The organism is Pseudomonas sp., assembly GCF_050739935.1.
In the GTDB taxonomy this organism is placed as follows: Bacteria; Pseudomonadota; Gammaproteobacteria; order Pseudomonadales; family Pseudomonadaceae; genus Aquipseudomonas.
In genome coordinates, this window is the sequence record NZ_JBOICF010000127.1 from 1 (window position 1) to 21,656 (window position 21,656).

The following is a 21,656-nucleotide window of genomic DNA, read 5'->3' on the forward strand; positions in this document are numbered from 1 at the left end:
CCCTGGGACTCCAGCAGCCGGCCGATGATTGCCATGCCGAACGACGGATGGTCCACGTACGCGTCACCGGTGACGATGATGATGTCGCATGAATCCCAGCCAAGCTGATCCATCTCCTCCCTGCTCATCGGCAGGAATGGCGCTGGACCGAAACATTCGGCCCAGTACTTGGGATAGTCAAATAACGGCTTGGCTGTTTGCATGACGGTGACCGGTGTTGAGATGAAAAATCGCGGGCGCGGAATATAGCACAAATTTTGACCAATTCCGACGACAGCAGTCGGAATTGTGGTGACGCCATCGCAGGCAAGCCAACTCCCACCTTTGAATGCATTCACACATCAATGTGGGAGCTGGCTTGCCTGCGATGAGGCCCTTACAAGCGCAGGAGAATTACTCGTCGTCGTCGAAGTTGTAACTACCCGGCGCAAGGTTTTCGAAGCGGGTGTACTTACCGATGAACGCCAGGCGGATAAAGCCGATGGGGCCGTTCCGCTGTTTGCCGATGATGATTTCGGCAATGCCTTTGTGTTCGGTTTCCGGGTGATACACCTCGTCGCGGTACACGAACATGATCACGTCGGCGTCCTGCTCGATCGCTCCGGATTCCCGCAAGTCGGAGTTCACCGGGCGCTTGTTGGGACGTTGTTCCAGGGAGCGGTTGAGCTGGGAAAGTGCCACCACCGGGCAGTTGAATTCCTTGGCCAGGGCCTTGAGGGACCGGGAGATTTCGGAGATCTCGTTGGTCCGGTTGTCACCGCTGGAACCCGGGATCTGCATCAACTGCAGGTAGTCGATCATGATCAGGGCGATGTCACCGTGCTCGCGCACCAGGCGACGGGTACGCGCGCGCATCTCCGAGGGGCTGATGCCCGCGGTATCGTCGATGAACAGCTTACGGTCGTTGAGCAGGTTGACCGCCGACGTCAGGCGCGGCCAATCGTCATCTTCCAGTTGGCCGGAACGGACTTTGGTCTGATCGATACGACCCAGGGAGGAAAGCATACGCATGATCAGCGATTCGCCTGGCATCTCCAGGGAGTACACCAAAACGGTCTTGTCGCTGCGCAATACGGCGTTTTCCACCAGGTTCATCGCGAACGTGGTTTTACCCATAGACGGACGACCAGCGACGATGATCAAGTCAGCCGGCTGCAGGCCGCTGGTTTTTTCGTCGAGGTCGGTGTAGCCGGTGGAAATACCCGTGATGGCCGCATCGGTGTTGAACAGCGTGTCGATGCGGTCGATGGCCTTGGTCAACAGCTCGTTGACGCCTACCGGGCCGCCAGTCTTCGGGCGCGCTTCGGCGATCTGGAAGATCTGGCGTTCGGCTTCATCGAGGATCTCTTCGGCGGTGCGTCCTTCGGGGTTGAAGGCGCTGTCGGCAATCTCGGTGCTGATACCGATCAATTGGCGCAGGGTGGCGCGCTGGCGAACGATCTGGGCATAGGCCTTGATGTTGGCGACGGACGGCGTATTTTTCGCCAGCTCGCCCAGGTAACCCAGGCCGCCGACTTGGGAGGTCTGGCCTTCCTTGTCGAGTTGTTCGGCCAGGGTCACCACGTCGATCGGCGAGTTCTGGTCGGCCAGCTTGGCGATGGCGCGGAAGATCAGGCGGTGGTCATGTCGATAGAAATCACCGTCCGAGACTTGATCCAGCACGCGTTCCCAGGCGTTGTTGTCCAGCATCAAGCCACCGAGCACGGCCTGTTCGGCCTCGATGGAATGCGGCGGCACCTTCAGGGCAGCGGTTTGCAGATCGTATTGCTCAGGAGCTGAAATATCGTTCATGGCCACTTGGAATTGGGGGAGTGTAGAAAAACAAAAGGCACGACCTGTAAACAGGATCGTGCCCGATGTTAACCGCCTGGCACGCGAGGTGCCAGTCAGTTAGGTGCGACTTAAGCTGCTACCACGACAACGCGTACGGTGGCTTCAACTTCAGCGTGCAGGTGCACGGCTACGTCGAATTCGCCTACGTTGCGGATGGTGCCGTTCGGCAGACGAACTTCGCTTTTTGCAACTTCAACGCCGGAGGCGGTCAGTGCATCAGCGATGTCGTGGGTGCCGATCGAACCGAACAGCTTGCCTTCGTCACCGGCGGTGGCAGTGATAGTCACTTCCAGCTCAGCCAGTTGGGCAGCGCGAGTTTCAGCCGAAGCTTTTTTGTCTGCTGCTGCTTTTTCCAGCTCAGCACGACGCTCTTCAAACGCAGCCAGGTTGGCAGCGGTTGCAGCGGTGGCTTTGCCGTATGGCAGCAGGTAGTTACGACCGTAGCCGGCCTTAACGTTCACTTTGTCGCCCAGGTTGCCCAGGTTGGCGACTTTTTCCAGAAGGATCAGTTGCATGTGAAAATCCTCTAACTTTTAACCTTCACCGTTCGCGTTATCGGCGTCTTTCGGCGCCAGACGACCGCGAAAATCAATCAGGCCGTCGACAATGGCCAGAACCACGAGTAACGGATAGATCAGCTGCATGAACAGCAACAGCGTGACGTACAACCCCACCAGCCAGAACTTGGCCAGGCGCTTTCGCGCAACCAGCCCATGAATCAGGGCCAGTCCGGCAAACACCAGCGGTACGCTGCAAATCGGCGCCAGCAAGGCCATCTGAGGACCGAAGTTCGGTCCGACAACCATGCACGCCAGCAGCAACATCGCCGGCCCCGCAGGGATTCTGATACTGCGAAACTCGCGACCAAAACCACCCGGGTTGTACAACAACGCCTGCCAGTAACGCCCAAGAATCAGGCTCATCACGCTGACAACTTGCAACAGTGCCGCAATCAGGCCAGTCAGGACCGGGGCAATCAGTGACGCAAACCGCGCTCGCTCATCTACCGACAATTGCTGGTAGATATCCCCGAGGGCCAGCGGCAGGATCTTGACGATCTCTTGCGCCAACGCCTCGATCTGCGGGCGGAAAGCCGCGCCAAGCATCACCGAGTACACCAAACCCAATGCCACGCTGACCAGCAGCGTACGGACCCAGGACTCGCTTGCGCGTAAAACCAACGCAAGGCTCGATGACCCCAGCAGTACCAGAAGTACCCGTGGATCACCGAATTGCAGCCACCAGATCAAGGCCGGCAACAATCCCAGGGCAAGAACGCCAACGGCGTCCTTCAAACCGCGCCGCAGGAGCACAAGGCAACCTGCAGCAGCACCCAACCAATAAAGCAACGGCAATGCCGCACAGCCAGCCACTACCAGAGTGGCCTGCACGCGTCCGCGCATGATGAACTCAGCTAAGGCGCGCATGCATTCAATCCCTTACTACTTGTCGACTGCCCGGTCTCAGCGGCCGTGGCTGTCGGTGTAGGCCAGCAGGGCCAGGAAGCGGGCGCGCTTGATAGCGGTGGCCAGCTGACGCTGATAACGAGCTTTGGTACCGGTGATACGGCTTGGAACGATTTTGCCGGTCTCGGATACGTAGGCTTTCAGAGTGTTGAGATCTTTGTAATCGATCTCTTTCACGTCTTCAGCGGTGAAGCGGCAGAATTTACGACGACGGAAGAAACGTGCCATTTGATAGGCTCCTTAAAAGGTCCGTGGATTACTCGTCAGCGTTATCGCTGTTGTCGCTGTCATCACTGTCAACGCCTTCAGCGTCGGAGTGCTCAGGACGGTCGCGACGCTCACGGCGCTCACTGCGGTTTTCTTCAGCCTTGAGCATCTCGGACTGGCCGGTGACGGCTTCGTCGCGACGGATGACCAGGTTACGGATCACGGCATCGTTGTAGCGGAAGTTGTCTTCCAGCTCGGCCAGGGCCTTGCCGGTGCACTCAACGTTCAGCATCACGTAGTGAGCCTTGTGAACATTGTTGATTGCGTAGGCCAGTTGACGACGGCCCCAATCTTCCAGACGGTGGATCTTGCCGCCGTCTTCTTCGATCAGCTTGGTGTAACGCTCAACCATGCCGCCGACTTGCTCGCTCTGGTCCGGGTGAACCAGAAAGATGATTTCGTAATGACGCATGAATGCTCCTTACGGGTTGTAGCCTGCCGCCAAAGCGGTCAGACAAGGAGTGAATAACACTGGTTTATCTTGCACAGGGACAGGCACATGAGCGCCTGCCGTGACAGCAAGGGGCGCAATTGTAGAGAAGGGCCGGAGGCGGCGCAAGGCAATTGGCGATTATTTGAACAGCGGAGTTGTAATACACGCCCACAACGGACGTGGATCTGTGGAAGCGAATTCATTCACGAGATATTGGCTCAGCCGACACAACCTCATCGACTGAAATACCGTTTCGCGAATGAACTTGCTCGCACAGGGACTGTTGCCAGAATTACTTCTTGGCGGCAGCTTTCACACTGCGCTGACGCATGGCTTCGAACAGACAAACGCCAGTGGCCACGGACACATTAAGGCTGCTGACGCTGCCCGCCATCGGCAGGCGAACCAGATAGTCGCAGTGTTCACGGGTCAGGCGACGCATGCCTTTACCTTCAGCTCCCATGATCAGGATCGTCGGACCGGTCAGGTCCTGCTGATACAGTTCCTGCTCGGCCTCACCCGCCGTACCGACGACCCATAGCCCGCGCTGCTGGAGTTTCTCCAGCGTCCGCGCCAGATTGGTCACCGCTACCAACGGAATCACTTCCGCAGCGCCGCATGCCACTTTTCGTACAGTTGGAGTCAGCGTCGCAGACTTGTCTTTCGGCACGATCACAGCCAACGCGCCTGCTGCGTCCGCCGTACGCAAGCAAGCGCCAAGGTTATGCGGATCAGTCACGCCATCGAGGACCAGAATCAGCGGCGGGCCTTCGGTGCGGTCCAGCAACTCATCGAGCATCGCCTCGCCCCAGACCTGGCTCGGACTCACATCCGCTACCACGCCTTGGTGGACACCTTCAACCCAAGCGTCCATTTCACGGCGCTCGGCCTGGCCGACCGAAACGCGGTTCTGCGCAGCCAGATCGATCAACACCTGCACGCGCGGGTCGCTTCGGCCCTCAGCCAGCCAGATCTGCTTGACCCGTTTGGGGTGGTGGCGCAACAACGCTTCTACAGCATGTACGCCGTAGATTTTTTCCAGCTGACTCATGACTTCGCCTTAGGTTTACGCACCCCGCCGCTTTTGGCAGCCGGGGCCGAGCCCGATTTTGGCGGGCCCTTACGGTGTTTACTCGGTTTTCCGGTTTTAGCTGCCGGAGCGGAATCACTCCTTGACGGCTTTCCCGACGACGCCTTGCCACCACCCTTCGCGTCTGCCAAAAGCGCTTTTTTCATCTCACGACTTTTGCGCACTTCGGCGTTCTTTGCAGCAGCATCGCTTGGACGATACGCCTCGACGACAGGCTCTTTGGCAGCGCTGCGACGACTTGGCCGGGAAGCACTGGCTTTTTCCTTCTCTTTCTCCACCGGAGCAGGCTCTGCTGCCTTGCGCTTGCGACCGACTGGGGCGCTGGTGGTTTTTTCCGACATTTCGAAGTCGATCTTGCGCTCGTCGAGATCGACACGCATGACTCGCACCTCGACGGTGTCGCCGAGACGGAAGCTACGACCGGTGCGCTCGCCCGCCAAGCGGTGGTGAACCGGATCGAAGTGGTAGTAATCGCCCGGCAGCGCCGTAACGTGTACCAGCCCTTCGACATAGATATCGGTCAGTTCGACGAACAGTCCGAAACCGGTCACAGCCGTTATCACACCAGGGAACGACTCGCCCACACGATCCTTCATGAACTCGCACTTAAGCCAGTTCGTGACGTCGCGGGTGGCCTCATCGGCACGGCGTTCGCTCATCGAGCATTGCTCGCCCAATTGCTCCAGCACCGCTTCGTCGTACGGATAGATGCGTGCTTTCGGAATCGTCGGCGCTCCCGCACGGCGCACGTGCGGGGTGTCTTGCTTGGAACGGATAACGCTGCGAATCGCGCGGTGCGTAAGCAGGTCGGGGTAACGGCGAATCGGCGAGGTGAAGTGGGTATACGCCTCGTAATTCAGGCCGAAGTGACCATTGTTGTCCGAACTGTAAACCGCCTGGCTCAAGGAGCGCAGCATGACGGTCTGGATCAGATGGTAATCCGGGCGATCCTTGATGGTTTCCAGCAGTGCCTGATAATCCTTCGGCGTCGGACCATCTTTACCCTTGTGCAGGGACAGGCCCAGCTCGCCGAGAAAGGCGCGCAGTTTTTCCAGACGCTCAGGCGGCGGTCCATCATGGACGCGATACAGCGCCGGGATTTCGTGCTTTTTGAGGAATTCTGCGGTGGCCACGTTGGCGGCCAGCATGCATTCTTCGATCAGCTTGTGAGCATCGTTGCGCGTGGTCGGGCGAATCTCCGCAATCTTGCGCTCGGAGCCGAAGATGATCCGGGTTTCCTGGGTTTCGAAATCGATTGCGCCGCGAGTATGGCGGGCGGCAAGCAGAACCTTGTACAGCGCATAGAGCTGCTTGAGATCCGGCACGACTTCGCTGTACTCACCACGAAGCTGTCTGGCTTCGGTGGTTTTCGGGTGTTCCAGGATCGAGCTGACTTTGTTGTAGGTCAGGCGCGCATGAGAGTGGATCACCGCTTCGTAGAACACGTAATCGGTCATCTCGCCGGATTTGGAGATGGTCATCTCGCAAACCATCGCCAGACGGTCAACCAGCGGGTTCAGCGAGCAAAGGCCATTGGACAGTTGCTCAGGCAACATCGGCACGACGCGCTCCGGGAAGTAGACCGAGTTGCCGCGCACTTGGGATTCGGCGTCCAGCGCAGAGCCGATCTTCACGTAGCTGGAGACGTCGGCAATCGCCACGTAGAGCTTCCAGCCGCCAGAGAACAGGCGCAGCTTGCCCGGCCTGGCTTCGCAGTAGACCGCGTCGTCGAAGTCGCGAGCGTCTTCGCCGTCGATGGTCACGAACGGCAGATGCCGCAAGTCGACGCGGTGTTCCTTGTCTTTCTCCTCGACTTCCGGCTTGAGCTTGGCGGCTTCTTTGAGCACTGCTTCAGGCCAGACGTGCGGAATATCGTAAGTACGCAGCGCGACATCGATTTCCATGCCCGGCGCCATGTAGTTGCCCACAACTTCGACCACGTCGCCTTGTGGCTGGAAGCGCGGCGTCGGCCAGTGGGTGATCTTCACTTCGACGAACTGCCCGATCCTGGCGTCGGCATTGCGACCCGGTGTGACCAGCACTTCCTGCTGAATCTTCGGGTTGTCCGGCACGACGAAACCGATGCCGCTTTCTTCGAAATAACGACCGACAACGGTTTCGTGAGCCCGGGAAATGACTTCTACGATCACGCCTTCGCGGCGGCCGCGACGGTCCAGCCCGGAAACCCGCGCGAGCGCGCGATCACCGTCGAACACCAGACGCATCTGCGCCGGGCTCATGAACAGATCGTCGGAACCATCGTCAGGCACCAAGAAGCCGAAACCGTCGCGGTGGCCGCTGATGCGCCCCAGAATCAGGTCCAGCTTATCCACTGGCGCGTAGGTACCACGGCGGGTATAGATCAATTGCGCATCGCGCTCCATTGCACGGAGACGGCGGCGCAGGGCCTCGATCTGATCTTCAGTCGTCAGGCCAAATTCTTCCACCAGTTGCTCGCGGGCCGCTGGGGATCCGCGCTCGGAGAGGTGCGCCAGAATCAGCTCACGGCTAGGGATGGGGTTTTCGTATTTTTCCGCTTCACGAGCGGCCTCGGGATCGAGGGACTGCCAATCGGCCATTAGAATGAGTTCACCTTATCTGTATGCAATTAGTTTGGCATATACCAGATTGAAACGCGAAGACAGCGTTTGCTGAGACTTTTCGCTATTTCAAAAAAAATTTCACGGGAGGGGTTTACAGCCCCGTTTCCCATCCGTAAGATGCGCCCCACAACGACGGCACTGCCAAGTTGTAGTTGAAATCAAACGAAATATCGAATGAAATCAACGCATTGCCCAGATGGTGAAATTGGTAGACACGCCAGCTTCAGGTGCTGGTGACCGCAAGGTCGTGGAAGTTCGAGTCTTCTTCTGGGCACCAATTCAACGAAACCGAGCCAAGTGCTCGGTTTTGTGCTTTTCGGGGTTTGAAAATCCTGCCCTGCAAAACAGCCTTGAGCGTAGATCACTTCCTGACCTCTGTCCTGCCGCACTCAATAGGCGCGCTTGCCTGCGATCATTTCCCTTCGAAATGAGTGCTGAATCCGCAGAAGCTCCCACGGGTACGCGCGCTTCTACGTTGATTCGCATATGCAAAGCACGCAATCAAAAAATTCAGTTGCATTGAAACGAAAAATCTAATTAAATCAGCGCCATGCCCAGGTGGTGAAATTGGTAGACACGCCAGCTTCAGGTGCTGGTGACCTTACGGTCGTGGAAGTTCGAGTCTTCTCCTGGGCACCAAACAAACAAAACCGAGCCAAGTGCTCGGTTTTGTGCTTTCTGGGGTTTGTAAAATCTCGCTCGAGCGCAATTACTTGTAGGAGCCGGCTTGCTGGCGAATATGATCTGTCAGCCGACACTCGCACATCTGACTGAACGCGTTCGCCAGCAAGCCGGCTCCTACACGAGACACCCCTGCGCCGAACGAAGACTGATCAGGCCCGGAACTGCCCCAGACTCGCCTTCAATTGCGCGGCCAGCTTATCCAGGGTCTTGCCGCTGGCAGTAGTCTCCACGACCGCCTGAGCGGCTTTTTCCGCCTGAGCGTGAATTACTTCCACGCGACCTCTCACCGCCTGCGCACCTTGCGCCTGGTGTTCAGCCGCACGAGTCGCCAGGCCAATCGCGGCATGCACCTGCTCCACCGATGCCTGCACTGTTTTCTGCAGGCGGGCGCTGTCACGCAAGACCTCAAGACCTTCCTTAGCCTGACGCCCAGCTAGCCCGATCGTTGCCACTGCCTCCTTCGCGCCGGATTGCAGCTTGGTGATGTGCTCCTGAATATCGCCGGTCGAACTCTGTGTTTTACTGGCCAGCGCTCGAACCTCATCGGCAACCACCGCGAAGCCGCGCCCTGTTTCGCCCGCACGCGCCGCCTCGATAGCAGCGTTAAGCGCCAGTAGATTGGTTTGCTCGGCGATGCCGTGAATGACCTCAAGCACCACTTCGATTTGCTCGCTCTGTTGCGCCAAGCGCTCGATGACTTGCGCGCCATTTTCGACCTGCCCCGCCAACGCCTCGATCAAACTACCAACCTGATTCGAGGTGCGCGTGTTCTCGTCGGTTGCCTGCCGGATATCCACCACCTGCTGCAACGCTGCCTGCATTGCCTGACTTTCAGCCTGCGCCTCATCAGCCATCTGCGCCAGCGCCTGAAGGCTGGCGGCCACTTCGTCACGCTGCAATTCGGCAGCCGCATCGGCGCCTGCATTGCGCTTGCTCATGGCGCCGATTTCGACGCCTGTCTGCTGCGCGACATCCCCGGCCTCACGCACAATGGGCTGCAATTTGTCGACGAAACGGTTGACCGCCGAAGCCATGTCGCCGATTTCGTCATTGCTGTTGAGCTTGACCCGCTTGGTCAGATCGCCCTCGCCTGCCGCCAGATCGTCCAGCGCGCGGATCAGCAATTGCAAGCGCAACACGACGCGACGTCCAAGCACCACAGCCAGCACCAGCAAGACGCCCAACCCGACCAGCGCCAGACCAACGCCGATTCTCCAGCGCAAGGTTTCAGCCGCTTCCCGAACAGTGGAACCGGTGTTGGTCGCCATCGCCGATGCAGCCGCTTGAGCGGTTTGTAGTCGGGAACGCAAGGCGCTGGAGCTTTCCGCAGCCGCACCGCCGAGGCTGTCGGATACCAATTGCTCGCCATTGTCGATCAGTGCAGTGAAGCGCTTATCAAGCGCGGCCAGATTGGTTTCGACCGCAGCCGTCGACACCCCCATGCGCACCTTGCCGATTTCGACACCGTTGGGGCTGATGGAAGCTTCGACGTAGTACACCGACGGATCTTTTTGAGCGGCGTTCAGGACCTTGTCCATCGCCCGCTCACCCTCGCCCTTGGCCAACAACGCCTTGATCGATTCGTTCTCGCGGTTGAGGTAGCGGGTCAGATGTTCGCCTTGTGCATCGTCATACACAACGAACAACACGTTGGGATTGCGCTGGGCACGGCGTGCGAATTCAGAGAGTGTCGGCGTGTCGCCATCCCACATGGCACGTGGGGCGACGGCGGCGAGAAGCTCCGCCATATCGGTGGCAGAATCCTTCAGATCCGCTTCAAGGGTCGCGCGCAGTTGCTTCTGCTCGTCCTTCAGACGTGTGGAAAGTCCCGCGCTCAAACGCTGACGGGTATTTTGCGAAAGACTGTCCAGATTCGACGTTACGTCACGGCTTGCCTGCTCCAGTTCTTCCGACAAGTGTTGCGAATCTACACCCAGGCGCGCAGCCAGATCAGCCTCGAGCGCGGTAACAGTGCTCCGGGTCAGGGCGACCGCCACCAGCACCTGCACCAAAAGGGCGATGCCAAGGGCAATGAATACAGGCCGCAGCAAGCGGCTGCGCAAAAGCGAAAGGATGGCTGACACTGGAGATTCCCTCACAACAAACGCCATTAAAATGATGGCATCTTTTATGACGGTATTTACAGCAAGGGCCGTGCCGTTCTCATGACCAGAATCAAGCAGACAAAAGAAAGGGCCGCCTGAGCGACCCTTTTCTGTTATTTCAACGACTTATCATGCGAACGGATGACGCAGAACGATGGTTTCGTTGCGATCCGGGCCCGTCGAAATAATGTCGATCGGCGCGCCGACCAGCTCTTCAAGACGCTTGATGTAAGCGCGAGCGTTGGCTGGCAGCTCTTCTAGGGTCTTGGCACCCAGGGTCGATTCGGTCCAGCCTGGCACTTGCTCGTACACCGGCTCCAGACCGATATAGCTGTCGGCGTCGGTCGGCGCGTCGATTACAGCGCCGTTCTCGTTTTTGTAACCCACACAAATGTTGATGGTTTCAAGACCGTCCAGAACGTCCAGCTTGGTCAGGCAGATGCCCGAGATGCTATTGACGTCGATGGCGCGACGCAGGATGACCGCATCGAACCAGCCGCAACGACGAGCGCGACCCGTAGTAGCACCGAACTCATGACCACGCTTGGCCAGGAACGCGCCGACGTCGTCGAACAGCTCGGTTGGGAATGGGCCCGAACCAACGCGTGTTGTGTAGGCCTTGGTGATGCCGAGGATGTAATCCAGGAACATCGGGCCGACACCCGAACCGGTGGCGATACCGCCAGCGGTGGTGTTGGAGCTGGTCACGTACGGGTAGGTGCCGTGGTCGATGTCCAGCAACGAACCTTGTGCGCCTTCGAACATGATGTCTTTGCCAGCGCGACGCAGGGCGTGCAGCTCTGCAGTGACGTCGAGCATCATCGGCTTGAGCAGCTCGGCGTATTCCATGCACTCGTCGAGTGTCTTCTGGAAATCGACCGCTGGCTCTTTGTAGTAATTGACCAGAACGAAGTTGTGGTAGTCCAGCAGCTCGCCCAGCTTGGCGGCGAAACGTTCACGATGGAACAGATCGCCGATACGCAGACCGCGACGCGCAACCTTATCTTCGTAAGCCGGGCCGATGCCACGACCGGTGGTGCCAATCTTGTGCTCGCCACGGGCTTTTTCACGGGCCTGATCCAGCGCCACGTGATAGGACAGGATCAGTGGGCAGGACGGGCTGATGCGCAGACGCTCGCGCACAGGAATACCCTTCTCTTCCAGCTTGGTGATTTCGCGCATGAGAGCGTCAGGCGCTACGACCACACCGTTACCGATCAGGCACTGCACGCCTTCGCGCAGCACACCGGATGGAATCAGGTGCAGAACGGTTTTTTCGCCATCGATCACCAGGGTGTGACCGGCGTTGTGGCCGCCTTGATAACGAACTACCGCGGTAGCATGTTCGGTCAGCAGATCAACGATCTTGCCTTTGCCCTCATCACCCCATTGGGTGCCCAGGACTACGACATTCTTACCCATAACACTTGTCCTCATTCACGCAAACTTGGTGCCGGCTGCAGCCGACTGGAAAACTCAAGAGGCCAGCGGCATTACCTGCCAAAGCTCGCCGTGCTGAATCAATTGCCGATCGCAGTCGGCTTCTTTTGCGGCCCAGACCTGTTGGCCGGGCAATGCCTGAACCACGCGCTGACCTTCGCTACGCAACTGGCAGACTTTCTGCCAGAGTGCCGCATCGGTGCTATCAGGCATCCAGATACCGCCAGACGGTAGCTCGATCTGGGCCTGCCCCAGCGTAACCAGGGTTTTCAAATCGGTGGAGAAGCCCGTTGCCGGACGAGCGCGACCGAAATCGGCACCGATGTCATCGTAGCGACCGCCCTGGGCGATCGACTGGCCGACCCCCGGCACGAACACCGCGAACACCACGCCCGTGTGGTAGTGATAGCCGCGAAGCTCACCGAGGTCGAAGTACAACGGCAAATCCGGGAAACGAGCCGACAGACGTTCAGCAATTTCCAGCAGGTCGTCCAACGCCTCAATCACTGGGGCCGGCGCCTTGGCCAAACGATCACGCGCCGCGGCCAGCACCTCCCGGCCGCCACACAGATCGACCAGCGCACGCAACATGGCCGCCAGATCCGCCGGCAGGTTTTCGGTCAGCGCAATGACTTCGTCGATTGCCTTGCGCTGCAAGGCATCGAACAGTTGTTGCTCGACTTCACCGGACAAACCGGCCGCACGGGCCAGGCCGCGGTAGATGCCGACATGGCCCAGGTCCATATGAACATCCTGCACGTCCGCCAGTTGCAGCATAGCCAGCATCAGGCTGATGACTTCGACGTCGCTGCTCGGACTGGCATCGCCGTACAACTCGGCACCCAGTTGAATCGGGCTGCGCGAGGACGACAGCGCACGTGGCTGAGCATGCAATACGCTGCCGGCATAGCACAGGCGACTCGGGCCTTCGCGGCGCAGGGTATGCGCGTCGATGCGTGCGACTTGCGGGGTGATGTCCGCGCGAAAGCCCATCTGCCGCCCCGACTGCGGGTCGACCACTTTGAAGGTACGCAGATCCAGATCCTGGCCAGCACCTGTGAGCAGAGATTCAAGGTATTCGATGTGTGGGGTGACGACGAATTCATAGCCCCAGCTTTGAAACAGATCCAACACCTGACGACGCGCCACTTCTATGCGCGCAGCTTCCGGCGGCAGTACTTCTTCGATGCCATCCGGCAGCAGCCAGCGGTCAACCGTTGCCATTACGCCTTTCCCCTATGATCCGGGCGGCCAACCCTTGGGCAAGCCTTGAGTGAAGCAGACAGCGTTCAGCTCAGCGAACGTGTACGCGGACCATTTATCCGCGCACACATTGCTGCAGCTTTGCCAACACTGTCCTCGAAAAAACTGCCGCGCACGAAATACGCCACGGCCAATCAATCGTGTAGACGCAAAAAAGCCGGGAATTTCCCGGCTGCCGCATCATACACACGTTTTGCCGCGCGATCACCCCGCCGGGCAGTTTTGCCGCCCGGCGGAGTCATCGATCACGGAGTGCGATTACGGTTTTGCTTTCTCCAGGTAACGAAAGAACTCGCTCCCCGGATCGAGGACCATCACGTCGCTCTTGTTGGCGAAGCTTTCACGATAGGCACGCAGGCTGCGATAGAACGCATAGAACTCCTGATCCTGACCATAAGCCTTGGAGTAGATCGCAGCGGCTTGTGCATCACCGTCACCACGCGCTTCCTCGGACTCACGATAGGCTTCGGCGAGCAGCACGCGGCGTTGACGATCAGCGTCAGCGCGAATGCCTTCTGCCAGCTCGTTACCCTTGGCGCGGTGCTCGCGGGCTTCACGCTCACGTTCGGTGCTCATACGCTCGAACACACTGCGGTTCACTTCCTTCGGCAGATCGATGGCCTTGACCCGAACGTCGATGACTTCGATGCCCAATTCTCTTTCGGCCATCCTGTTCAGCGAAGCGGTGATATCAGCCATCAGTGCATCACGCTCGCCCGACACGGCTTCGTGCAGGGTGCGTTTACCGAATTGGTCACGCAGGCCCGATTCAAGACGACGGGACAGACGCTCGTCGGCGATCTGCTTCAGACCCGATGTCGCGGTGTAGAAACGCTCTGCGTCCTTCACGCGCCACTTGGCGTAGGCATCTACCATGACGGCTTTCTTTTCCAGTGTCAGGAAACGCTGAGTCGGCGCATCCAGCGTCAACAGGCGACCGTCGAACTTGCGCACCTGGTTCACGTAAGGAACCTTCACATGCAGACCCGGCGGAACATCGGCCTGAACCACACGACCGAATTGCAGCAATACCGCGCGCTCGGTTTGAGCGACGATATAGAAGCTGTTCCACGCCACAACGGCCAGCACAACACAGACAATCAGGGCAACCAGAGATTTATTGCTCATCAGCGAGTCTCCCTAGTGCGCGTGTCGCGTTGCTGTTGCGCGTCCGAAGTCCGAGAACCCGGGTCGATGGCGGTTGCCGAAACACCGTTCGCCGACGATGTCGAACCGTTACGACTGCTTTCAATCATTTTGTCCAATGGCAGGTAAAGCAGGTTGTTCTGACCCTTGTCGCCGGTCACGAGCACCTTGCTGGTGTTGCTGAAGACTTCTTGCATGGTGTCCAGATACAGACGCTCACGAGTAACCTCCGGTGCCTTGCGGTATTCGGCGACCAGCTTGGTGAAGCGATCAGCCTCACCCTTGGCGCGCGAAACCACTTCATCGCGGTAGCCGTTGGCGTCTTCGACGATGCGCTGGGCCTGACCACGAGCTTCCGGAATCACACCGTTGGCATAGGTTTCAGCCTGGTTGCGCGAACGCTGCTCGTCTTCACGGGCACGAATCACGTCATCGAAGGCTTCCTGGACCTCACGCGGCGCCGCGGCGCTCTGCACGTTAACCTGAGTCACGGTGATGCCGGTGCGATAGGTGTCGAGGAAACGCTGCAGGCGGTCCTTGATCTCGCTGGCCATCAACTCGCGACCTTCGGTCAGCACCTGGTCCATGGCAGTCGAACCGACCACATGGCGCAGGGCGCTTTCGGTTGCATGCTGCAGGCTGACTTCAGGCTGATCGACGTTCAGCACAAAATCCTGCAGGTTGGTGATCTTGTACTGCACGGTCAGAGGCACTTCGACGATGTTCTCGTCTTCGGTGAGCATCTGGCCCTGCTTGCTGTACGCACGTTCGCGCGTGACGTTCTCGAGGTACTTGCGATCGAATGGCGGGAAATAGATGTTCAGACCCGACCCGACCGTTTCGTAGTACTTGCCAAAACGCAGCACGACAGCCTGCTCTTGCTCGTCAACCACGTAGATCGCGTTGTAGAGCCAGATTGCGAGCAGCACGACAAGGCCAATACCGAGCAGGCCGAAACCGCCGCCCTTGCCTGAACCGCCGCCACTGCCGCCGCCATCACCACTGCGTTTCTTACCACCACCGAACAACCCATTCAGGCTTTCCTGCAGCTTTCGGAAGGCCTCGTCGAGATCTGGTGGCCCCTTGCGGTCGCCGCCCTTGCGCTTACCACCCCAAGGATCCTGATTATTCGAGTTGCCACCCGGCTCATTCCAAGCCATAGCGCTCTCCATCTGATAAAGCAAAGACGCGCCCGCGGCGCGCCGACCAATGCTACAGAATGCCCATCGAAGCAGCACAACCGCTTCTTCAGGCTTTTATTGCAAAGTGTGTTGCTCGATGAATTCCAGCGGCTGCAGTCCTTCGCGACTCACCAGGCGATTGAATTCAACTCGGGGTAAACGTACAGCCAGTAAGCTCTGACCTTCGTCATCATGTTCTTCGCTCTGCACCGCGCCCAGTTGAAAGAACTGGGCACGCAGCCGGGCGAAACGTTGCGACAGACACAAGGTACCCACGAACAGATCGTTGCCTAGCAGCTCTGCAATGGCTTGCTTGAGCAAATCCAGACCACGACCATCACGAGCAGAGACCCAGACCCGCTGCGGCTTGCCATCGGCATCGCGTTGAATCTGAGGCTCGACCCCTTCGAGCAAATCGAGTTTGTTATAGACCTCCAGCATCGGCAAGTCCTGGGCACCGATCTCGCCCAGGACCGCCATTACTTGCTCGATCTGCTCCATGCGGTCGGGCTCGTGAGCGTCAATGACATGCAGCAGAAGGTCCGAGTTGCTCGACTCTTCGAGCGTCGCCCGGAAGGCCTCGACCAGTTTGTGCGGCAAATGGCGGATGAATCCCACCGTATCAGCCAACACGATCGGGCCTAGGTCGTTGAGTTCGAGACGGCGCAGGGTCGGGTCCAGGGTTGCGAACAGCTGGTCAGCAGCGTAGACGTCGGAATCGGTCACCGCATTGAACAGCGTCGATTTACCGGCGTTGGTGTAGCCCACGATGGAGACGGTCGGGATGTCGGCACGCGAGCGCCCACGACGGGCCTGATCACGCTGGCTGCGGACCTTTTCCAGACGGCCCTTGATCTGACGCAGGCGAACCCGCAGCAGACGACGGTCTGTCTCCAGCTGGGTTTCCCCCGGACCGCGCAGACCGATACCGCCGCCCTGACGCTCAAGGTGAGTCCACCCACGAACCAGACGCGTGCTCATGTGCTCGAGCTGAGCCAGCTCGACCTGCAACTTGCCTTCATGAGTCCGCGCGCGTTGGGCGAAGATGTCGAGAATCAGGCCCGTACGGTCAAGTACGCGACACTCGAAAACACGTTCGAGGTTGCGTTCCTGACTAGGTGTAAGGACGTGATTGAAAATGACCAGATCGGTTTTTTCGGCATGGACCAGATCGCGCAGTTCCTCGACCTTGCCGCTGCCTACCAGATACTTGGCGGTTGGCCGATGCCGTGGCACGTTGATAAACGCAACGATATCGGCACCTGCCGAAAGAGCCAGCTCCCGGAACTCCTGCGGATCTTCGCGCGCCTCAGGGTCCTGACCATCCAAATGAACGAGGATTGCCCGCTCACCACCGCCGTGGCGCTCAAAGAACAATGCAGACTCCTATCAGGCGTTACCTGGCTCAGCGTCACCTTGCTCGGATTCGGTCGCGCTAGGCAGACGAATTGGACGAACCGGAACGACGGTCGAGATAGCGTGCTTGTAAACCATTTGGCTGACAGTGTTTTTCAGCAAAATAACGAACTGGTCGAAGGACTCGATCGTGCCTTGCAGCTTGATACCGTTTACCAGATAGATCGAAACCCCCACTTTTTCTTTACGCAAAGTGTTCAGGTAAGGGTCTTGTAGCGAATGCCCTTTTGACATGTGCCGCACTCCTTTAAGGATCAATAGAATAAATTCGAAAACATTGGCTTGGGCCGTTACCCCCCAAGGATAGACGGCTATTGCAAGGACTCAGCTCAATATGGAGTCCGATCCCAGGTATTTCAAGGTGCGTGGCAGATTGTCGCAAGCCAGGCTGTCCAACCAGTGTAAATCTTCCCAGCTTCGTAACCAGGTGAACTGTCTCTTGGCCAACTGGCGCGTGGCGATGATGCCGCGTTCCTGCATCTCGTCCCGTGTCAGCTTGCCGTCCAGATAGTCCCAGACCTGGCGATACCCTACAGCTCTCATAGACGGTAAATTCGAGTGCAGGTCACCCCTCGAACGTAACGCCACTACTTCTTCAACGAATCCTTCGTCAAGCATTTGCCTGAAACGCAGTGCGATCCGGTCATGCAGTACCTTGCGATCCAGAGGAGCGATCGCAAGATTTGCGACAGTATAGGGCAATTGATGCCGCCCCGAACCGCCAGCTTGAGCACTTTGCGCACTTTGTTGCTCACGGTGTGCGGTCATGCTCATCCCGCTGACCCGATACACTTCCAGCGCACGAACCAACCGCTGCGGATCATTGGGATGAATTCTGGCCGCCGACACCGGATCGACGCTCGCCAACTCATCGTGCAACGCCTGCCAGCCACGGGTGGCCGCTTCTGCTTCGAGTTGCGCGCGAACTTCTGCATCGGCAGCCGGCATGTCAGCCAGACCCTCCAATAGAGCCTTGAAATACAACATGGTGCCGCCGACCAGCAGGGGAATTTTTCCCTTGGCGGTAATCTCGGCCATGGCCTGCAGCGCGTCGGTGCGAAAATCCGCGGCGGAATAGCTCTGCGACGGGTCGAGAATATCGATAAGCCGGTGTGGATACTGGTCCAGAAGCGCTTTTGAAGGCTTGGCCGTGCCGATGTCCATGTCGCGATAGACCAGCGCTGAATCGACGCTGATCAGCTCGCACGGCAGCACTTTGGTCAGTTCGATGGCCAGATCGGTCTTGCCGGCGGCGGTCGGCCCCATCAGAAAGATGGCCTGTGGAAGGGCACTCATCAGCGACCGCGCAGGAACAGTTTGTCGAGATCGTCCAGTCCCAGTTGGGTCCAGGTCGGCCTGCCGTGGTTGCACTGGCCGCTGCGCTCGGTGTTTTCCATGTCGCGCAGCAGGCCGTTCATTTCCGGAATCGCCAGGCGCCGGTTGGCACGTATGGCGCCGTGGCAGGCCATGGTGCCGAGCAGCTCGTTCATGTGTGCCTGAACCCGGTCGCTGGTGCCGTACTCCATGAGATCCGCAAGCACGTCATGCACCAGGCGATTGGCCTCGGCCTGCTTGAGCAAGGCCGGGATCTGGCGGATCGCCAGACTTTCCGGCCCCAGACGCTGCAACTCGAAACCCAGCTGCTGGAATGTCGTCATGTGCTCTTCCGCGCAATCAGCCTCGCGCTGACTGACGGCGATCGACTCAGGCACCAACAGCGGCTGGCCGCTCAGGCCTTCGCTGGCCATGGCAATCTTCAGCCGCTCGTACATGATGCGTTCGTGGGCAGCGTGCATGTCCACCAGCACGAGACCGTGAGCATTCTCGGCGAGGATATAGATGCCCTTGAGTTGAGCCAGCGCGTAGCCCAGTGGCGGGATATCGCCCTGGGACTCAGGCAGGGAAACGCCGGCACTTGCGGTCGGATCAGTTTGGGCGCCCGGCAGCGGGGCGAAAAACGCGCTGTAGGCAGCGCGCGCCTCCTCGGCGGGCGACACCGCCGAAGGCCGTGGCGTGTACTGATACTGATAACCCGCTCCACTCCCGGAACCCGCGGCCGGGCTCGCTGCGGAATCGCTCGGCGTATTCCAGGCAGGCCCCTGCGGGGTTTCCAGCACGTTATTGGCCAGACGCATTTCGCCCTGTGGCCCGAACTCACCCGCTTCGGGCCCGGTCGGACGCACCAGGGCGGTGACTGAAGTCGTGCCTGCCAGTTGATCTTCCGGGCGCACATCGCCAAGCGCGCGATGCAGCGTCCCATAAAGGAAGTCATGCACCATACGCCCGTCGCGGAAACGCACTTCATGCTTGGTCGGGTGCACGTTGACGTCGACCACCGCAGGGTCGACCTCGAAAAACAGTACGAACGTTGGATGACGCCCGTTGAACAGCACATCGCGATACGCCTGACGCACTGCGTGAGCGACCAGCTTGTCGCGCACCGCACGGCCATTGACGAAGAAATACTGCAAGTCCGCCTGACTGCGTGAGAACGTCGGCAAACCGACCCAACCCCAGAGTTTCAGGCCGTTGCGCTCGACTTCGATAGGCAGCGCCTGCTCCAGAAAGCCCGGTCCGCAGACCGCCGAGACACGTCGCGCGCGGGCAACGTCGTCACGGGCTTCATGCAGACTCAGAATGGTCTTACCGTTATGGCGCAGATGGAAAGCAACATCGAAGCGCGCCAGCGCCATGCGCTTGATCACTTCTTGCAGATGATCGAACTCGGTCTTTTCGGCCTTGAGGAATTTGCGTCGCGCCGGGGTGTTGAAGAACAGGTCGCGCACTTCCACCGACGTGCCCACCGGATGCGCAGCCGGCTGGACACGCGAAGCCATATCCCGGCCCTCGGTTTCCACCTGCCAGGCCTGATCGGCGTCGCGCGTACGAGAGGTCAGCGTCAGGCGAGCGACCGAACTGATCGATGCCAAGGCCTCGCCACGAAACCCAAGGCTCATGACCCGCTCGAGATCTTCCAGCTCGCGAATCTTGCTGGTGGCGTGCCGCGCCAGGGCCAGCGGCAGGTCATCGGAAGAAATGCCACCGCCGTCATCGCGCACGCGCAGCAGCTTGATACCGGCCTGCTCGACATCGACATCAATGCGTCGGGCCCCGGAATCCAGGCTGTTCTCCAGCAACTCCTTGATCACCGATGCGGGACGCTCGACCACCTCGCCCGCAGCGATCTGGTTCGCCAATCGTGGGCTGAGCAACTGAATACGCGCAGCCTGGGCCGCCAGGCTATCGCCTATACCTGCATCGAAACCCGGCTCATCGAGCAACAGATCACTCACGGCTCACCCGCCAGTTCCGCACTCGGAATCTTCAATTGCTGCCCGACCTTCAACTCATCTGAGCGCAGATTATTGGCCGCGCGCAGTGTTGTCATGCTCATGTCATAACGCACCGAAATCATGCTCAGCGACTCGCCAGGACGCACGACGTGCTCGCGTGCGCCCATCGCCAGCTTGCCGCTGTCCCGCAGCCAGGCTATGTAGGTGCCTTGAGGCGGATTCTGTTGGAAGAATTGCTTCACGCCCGCGGTGATCGAACGCGCCAACGCCTGCTGATGACTGGCACCTTGCAGTTTGTTGGCCTCGGCGGCGTTGGAGATGAAGCCGGTTTCGACCAAAATCGACGGGATGTCTGGCGACTTGAGCACCATAAACCCCGCCTGCTCGACACGCGCCTTGTGCAGCGACGTTACGCGACCGATATTGGTCAGCACTTTCTGGCCCACGTTCAGGCTTGACGTCAGTGACGCTGTCATCGACAGGTCAAGCAGCACACCAGCCAGCATGCGGTCCTTATCGTCCAGACTCACGGCGCCTGCCCCGCCGATCAGGTCGGAGCGGTTTTCACTGTCTGCCAGCCAGCGCGCGGTTTCGGACGTGGCGCCGCGCTCGGACAGCGCGAACACCGAAGCACCGAAAGCGGCCGAAGACGGCGCGGCGTCAGCATGAATGGAAACGAACAGGTCGGCACCCTTGGCGCGGGCAATCTCGGTCCGTTTACGCAATGGGATGAAGTAATCGCCAGTGCGGGTCAGTTCGGCGCGATAACCTTTCTCTGCGTTGATCTGACGCTGCAATTCCTTGGCAATCGACAACACCACGTTTTTTTCTTTCTGACCCTGGCCACCCGATGCGCCAGGGTCTTCGCCGCCATGTCCGGCGTCGATCACAACCACGATGTCGCGCTTGCCGTTGGGCACAGGCGGCAGCTTGATTTCAGGTTTTGAAGGGGTAACCGGCACCGCTGGTGTCGCCGGAGGCACTGTCGCAGGTGTGTCGGCAACGGTTGGCGGCGGGTTGGCATCCGCCGGGTTGTCATAGAGATCGACCACCAACCGGTTGCCGTACTGCTGATTCGGCGCGAGGGTGAAGCTTTTCGGGGTCACGGCCTTCTTCAGGTCTATGACCACGCGCAAATCGTCTGGCGTACGTTGCGCCGAGCGCATGCTGGTAATCGGTGTATTGGCAGTCGGGATGTTGAGTGAGCCACCCAGCGTCGCGCCGTTGATGTCGATCACCAGGCGGTCCGGGGACTGAAGGGTGAAGACGCTGTGCTGAACCGGCCCGGAAAGGTCGAAAACCAGTCGAGTGTTATCCGGAGCACGCCATAAGCGGACACTTCGTACCTGTGAGGCGGCCAACGCATCGACGGCCATGGTCGTCAGCAGCAGTCCAATCACAGTAACCAGCGCGCGCATGCGCATACCTAACCCCAT

The 21,656-nt window shown here is 59.1% G+C and carries 18 protein-coding genes and 2 tRNA genes; 2 read left to right on the forward strand and 18 right to left on the reverse strand.

Annotation, left to right across the window (positions count from 1 at the left end):
• The 8 genes from ACRER8_RS25155 to rnr all read right to left on the reverse strand — a co-directional run.
• On the reverse strand, positions 1 to 203 hold a 203-nt coding region (locus ACRER8_RS25155), incomplete at its 3' end, for a hypothetical protein (protein WP_431748880.1).
• 190 nt (positions 204 to 393) lie between these two features.
• Positions 394 to 1,791 carry a replicative DNA helicase gene (dnaB, locus tag ACRER8_RS25160; RefSeq protein WP_034095616.1) on the reverse strand — a complete coding sequence of 466 codons (1,398 nt, stop codon included), beginning with the start codon at positions 1,789 to 1,791 and terminating at the stop codon, positions 394 to 396.
• Between the two features lie 110 nt (positions 1,792 to 1,901).
• Positions 1,902 to 2,348, reverse strand: a complete 447-nt coding sequence (gene rplI, locus ACRER8_RS25165; protein WP_010563337.1) for a 50S ribosomal protein L9 — start codon at positions 2,346 to 2,348, stop codon at positions 1,902 to 1,904.
• Between the two features lie 18 nt (positions 2,349 to 2,366).
• A complete protein-coding gene (locus tag ACRER8_RS25170; protein WP_431748881.1) occupies positions 2,367 to 3,260 on the reverse strand; it encodes a hypothetical protein in 894 nt (297 codons plus the stop codon).
• 36 nt (positions 3,261 to 3,296) lie between these two features.
• The gene (gene rpsR, locus ACRER8_RS25175) at positions 3,297 to 3,527 is read right to left on the reverse strand and encodes a 30S ribosomal protein S18 (RefSeq protein ID WP_002551829.1); all 231 of its coding nucleotides are present in this window, start codon (positions 3,525 to 3,527) and stop codon (positions 3,297 to 3,299) included.
• 28 nt (positions 3,528 to 3,555) lie between these two features.
• On the reverse strand, positions 3,556 to 3,978 hold the full coding sequence (gene rpsF, locus ACRER8_RS25180) for a 30S ribosomal protein S6 (RefSeq protein WP_062379020.1): 423 nt from the start codon (positions 3,976 to 3,978) through the stop codon (positions 3,556 to 3,558).
• Positions 3,979 to 4,291: 313 nt separating this feature from the next.
• Positions 4,292 to 5,050 (reverse strand): 23S rRNA (guanosine(2251)-2'-O)-methyltransferase RlmB, encoded by a 759-nt coding sequence (rlmB, locus tag ACRER8_RS25185; protein WP_431748882.1) that lies wholly within the window; start codon positions 5,048 to 5,050, stop codon positions 4,292 to 4,294.
• Entirely contained in the window at positions 5,047 to 7,668 is a 2,622-nt protein-coding gene (rnr, locus tag ACRER8_RS25190; protein ID WP_431748883.1) for a ribonuclease R, read from the reverse strand. The genes rlmB and rnr overlap by 4 nt, the downstream gene beginning before the upstream one ends.
• Positions 7,669 to 7,882: 214 nt before the next feature.
• Between rnr and ACRER8_RS25195 the strand changes: the two genes are divergently transcribed.
• Together ACRER8_RS25195 and ACRER8_RS25200 are read left to right on the forward strand one after the other, a co-directional pair.
• Positions 7,883 to 7,969, forward strand: a tRNA-Leu gene (locus tag ACRER8_RS25195).
• A 275-nt stretch (positions 7,970 to 8,244) separates the two neighbouring features.
• Positions 8,245 to 8,331: transfer RNA gene (locus ACRER8_RS25200), tRNA-Leu, on the forward strand.
• Between the two features lie 194 nt (positions 8,332 to 8,525).
• On the opposite strand, the gene ACRER8_RS25205 is transcribed toward ACRER8_RS25200, so the two are convergent.
• The 10 genes from ACRER8_RS25205 to ACRER8_RS25250 form a co-directional block, all read right to left on the reverse strand.
• The gene (locus ACRER8_RS25205) at positions 8,526 to 10,460 is read right to left on the reverse strand and encodes a methyl-accepting chemotaxis protein (RefSeq protein ID WP_431748884.1); all 1,935 of its coding nucleotides are present in this window, start codon (positions 10,458 to 10,460) and stop codon (positions 8,526 to 8,528) included.
• A 150-nt stretch (positions 10,461 to 10,610) separates the two neighbouring features.
• A complete protein-coding gene (locus tag ACRER8_RS25210) occupies positions 10,611 to 11,903 on the reverse strand; it encodes an adenylosuccinate synthase (protein WP_431748885.1) in 1,293 nt (430 codons plus the stop codon).
• A 54-nt stretch (positions 11,904 to 11,957) separates the two neighbouring features.
• Positions 11,958 to 13,145: an ATP phosphoribosyltransferase regulatory subunit gene (locus ACRER8_RS25215; protein WP_431748886.1), complete on the reverse strand. Its 1,188-nt coding sequence runs from the start codon at positions 13,143 to 13,145 to the stop codon at positions 11,958 to 11,960.
• Positions 13,146 to 13,442: 297 nt separating this feature from the next.
• Positions 13,443 to 14,312 carry a protease modulator HflC gene (gene hflC / locus ACRER8_RS25220; RefSeq protein ID WP_431748887.1) on the reverse strand — a complete coding sequence of 290 codons (870 nt, stop codon included), beginning with the start codon at positions 14,310 to 14,312 and terminating at the stop codon, positions 13,443 to 13,445.
• Positions 14,312 to 15,490: an FtsH protease activity modulator HflK gene (gene hflK / locus ACRER8_RS25225; RefSeq protein WP_431748888.1), complete on the reverse strand. Its 1,179-nt coding sequence runs from the start codon at positions 15,488 to 15,490 to the stop codon at positions 14,312 to 14,314. The genes hflC and hflK overlap by 1 nt, the downstream gene beginning before the upstream one ends.
• A gap of 96 nt (positions 15,491 to 15,586) precedes the next feature.
• Positions 15,587 to 16,888 (reverse strand): ribosome rescue GTPase HflX, encoded by a 1,302-nt coding sequence (hflX, locus tag ACRER8_RS25230; protein ID WP_110951031.1) that lies wholly within the window; start codon positions 16,886 to 16,888, stop codon positions 15,587 to 15,589.
• Positions 16,889 to 16,900: 12 nt separating this feature from the next.
• A complete protein-coding gene (hfq, locus tag ACRER8_RS25235) occupies positions 16,901 to 17,161 on the reverse strand; it encodes an RNA chaperone Hfq (protein ID WP_010221594.1) in 261 nt (86 codons plus the stop codon).
• A gap of 90 nt (positions 17,162 to 17,251) precedes the next feature.
• Complete coding sequence (gene miaA / locus ACRER8_RS25240; protein ID WP_431748889.1) at positions 17,252 to 18,223, reverse strand: tRNA (adenosine(37)-N6)-dimethylallyltransferase MiaA; 972 nt, start codon at positions 18,221 to 18,223, stop codon at positions 17,252 to 17,254.
• Positions 18,223 to 20,220, reverse strand: coding sequence for a DNA mismatch repair endonuclease MutL (gene mutL / locus ACRER8_RS25245; RefSeq protein ID WP_431748890.1), 1,998 nt, complete (start codon positions 20,218 to 20,220; stop codon positions 18,223 to 18,225). The genes miaA and mutL overlap by 1 nt, the downstream gene beginning before the upstream one ends.
• Positions 20,217 to 21,656, reverse strand: coding sequence for an N-acetylmuramoyl-L-alanine amidase (locus ACRER8_RS25250; RefSeq protein ID WP_431748891.1), 1,440 nt, complete (start codon positions 21,654 to 21,656; stop codon positions 20,217 to 20,219). Before ACRER8_RS25250 ends, mutL begins: the two co-directional genes overlap by 4 nt.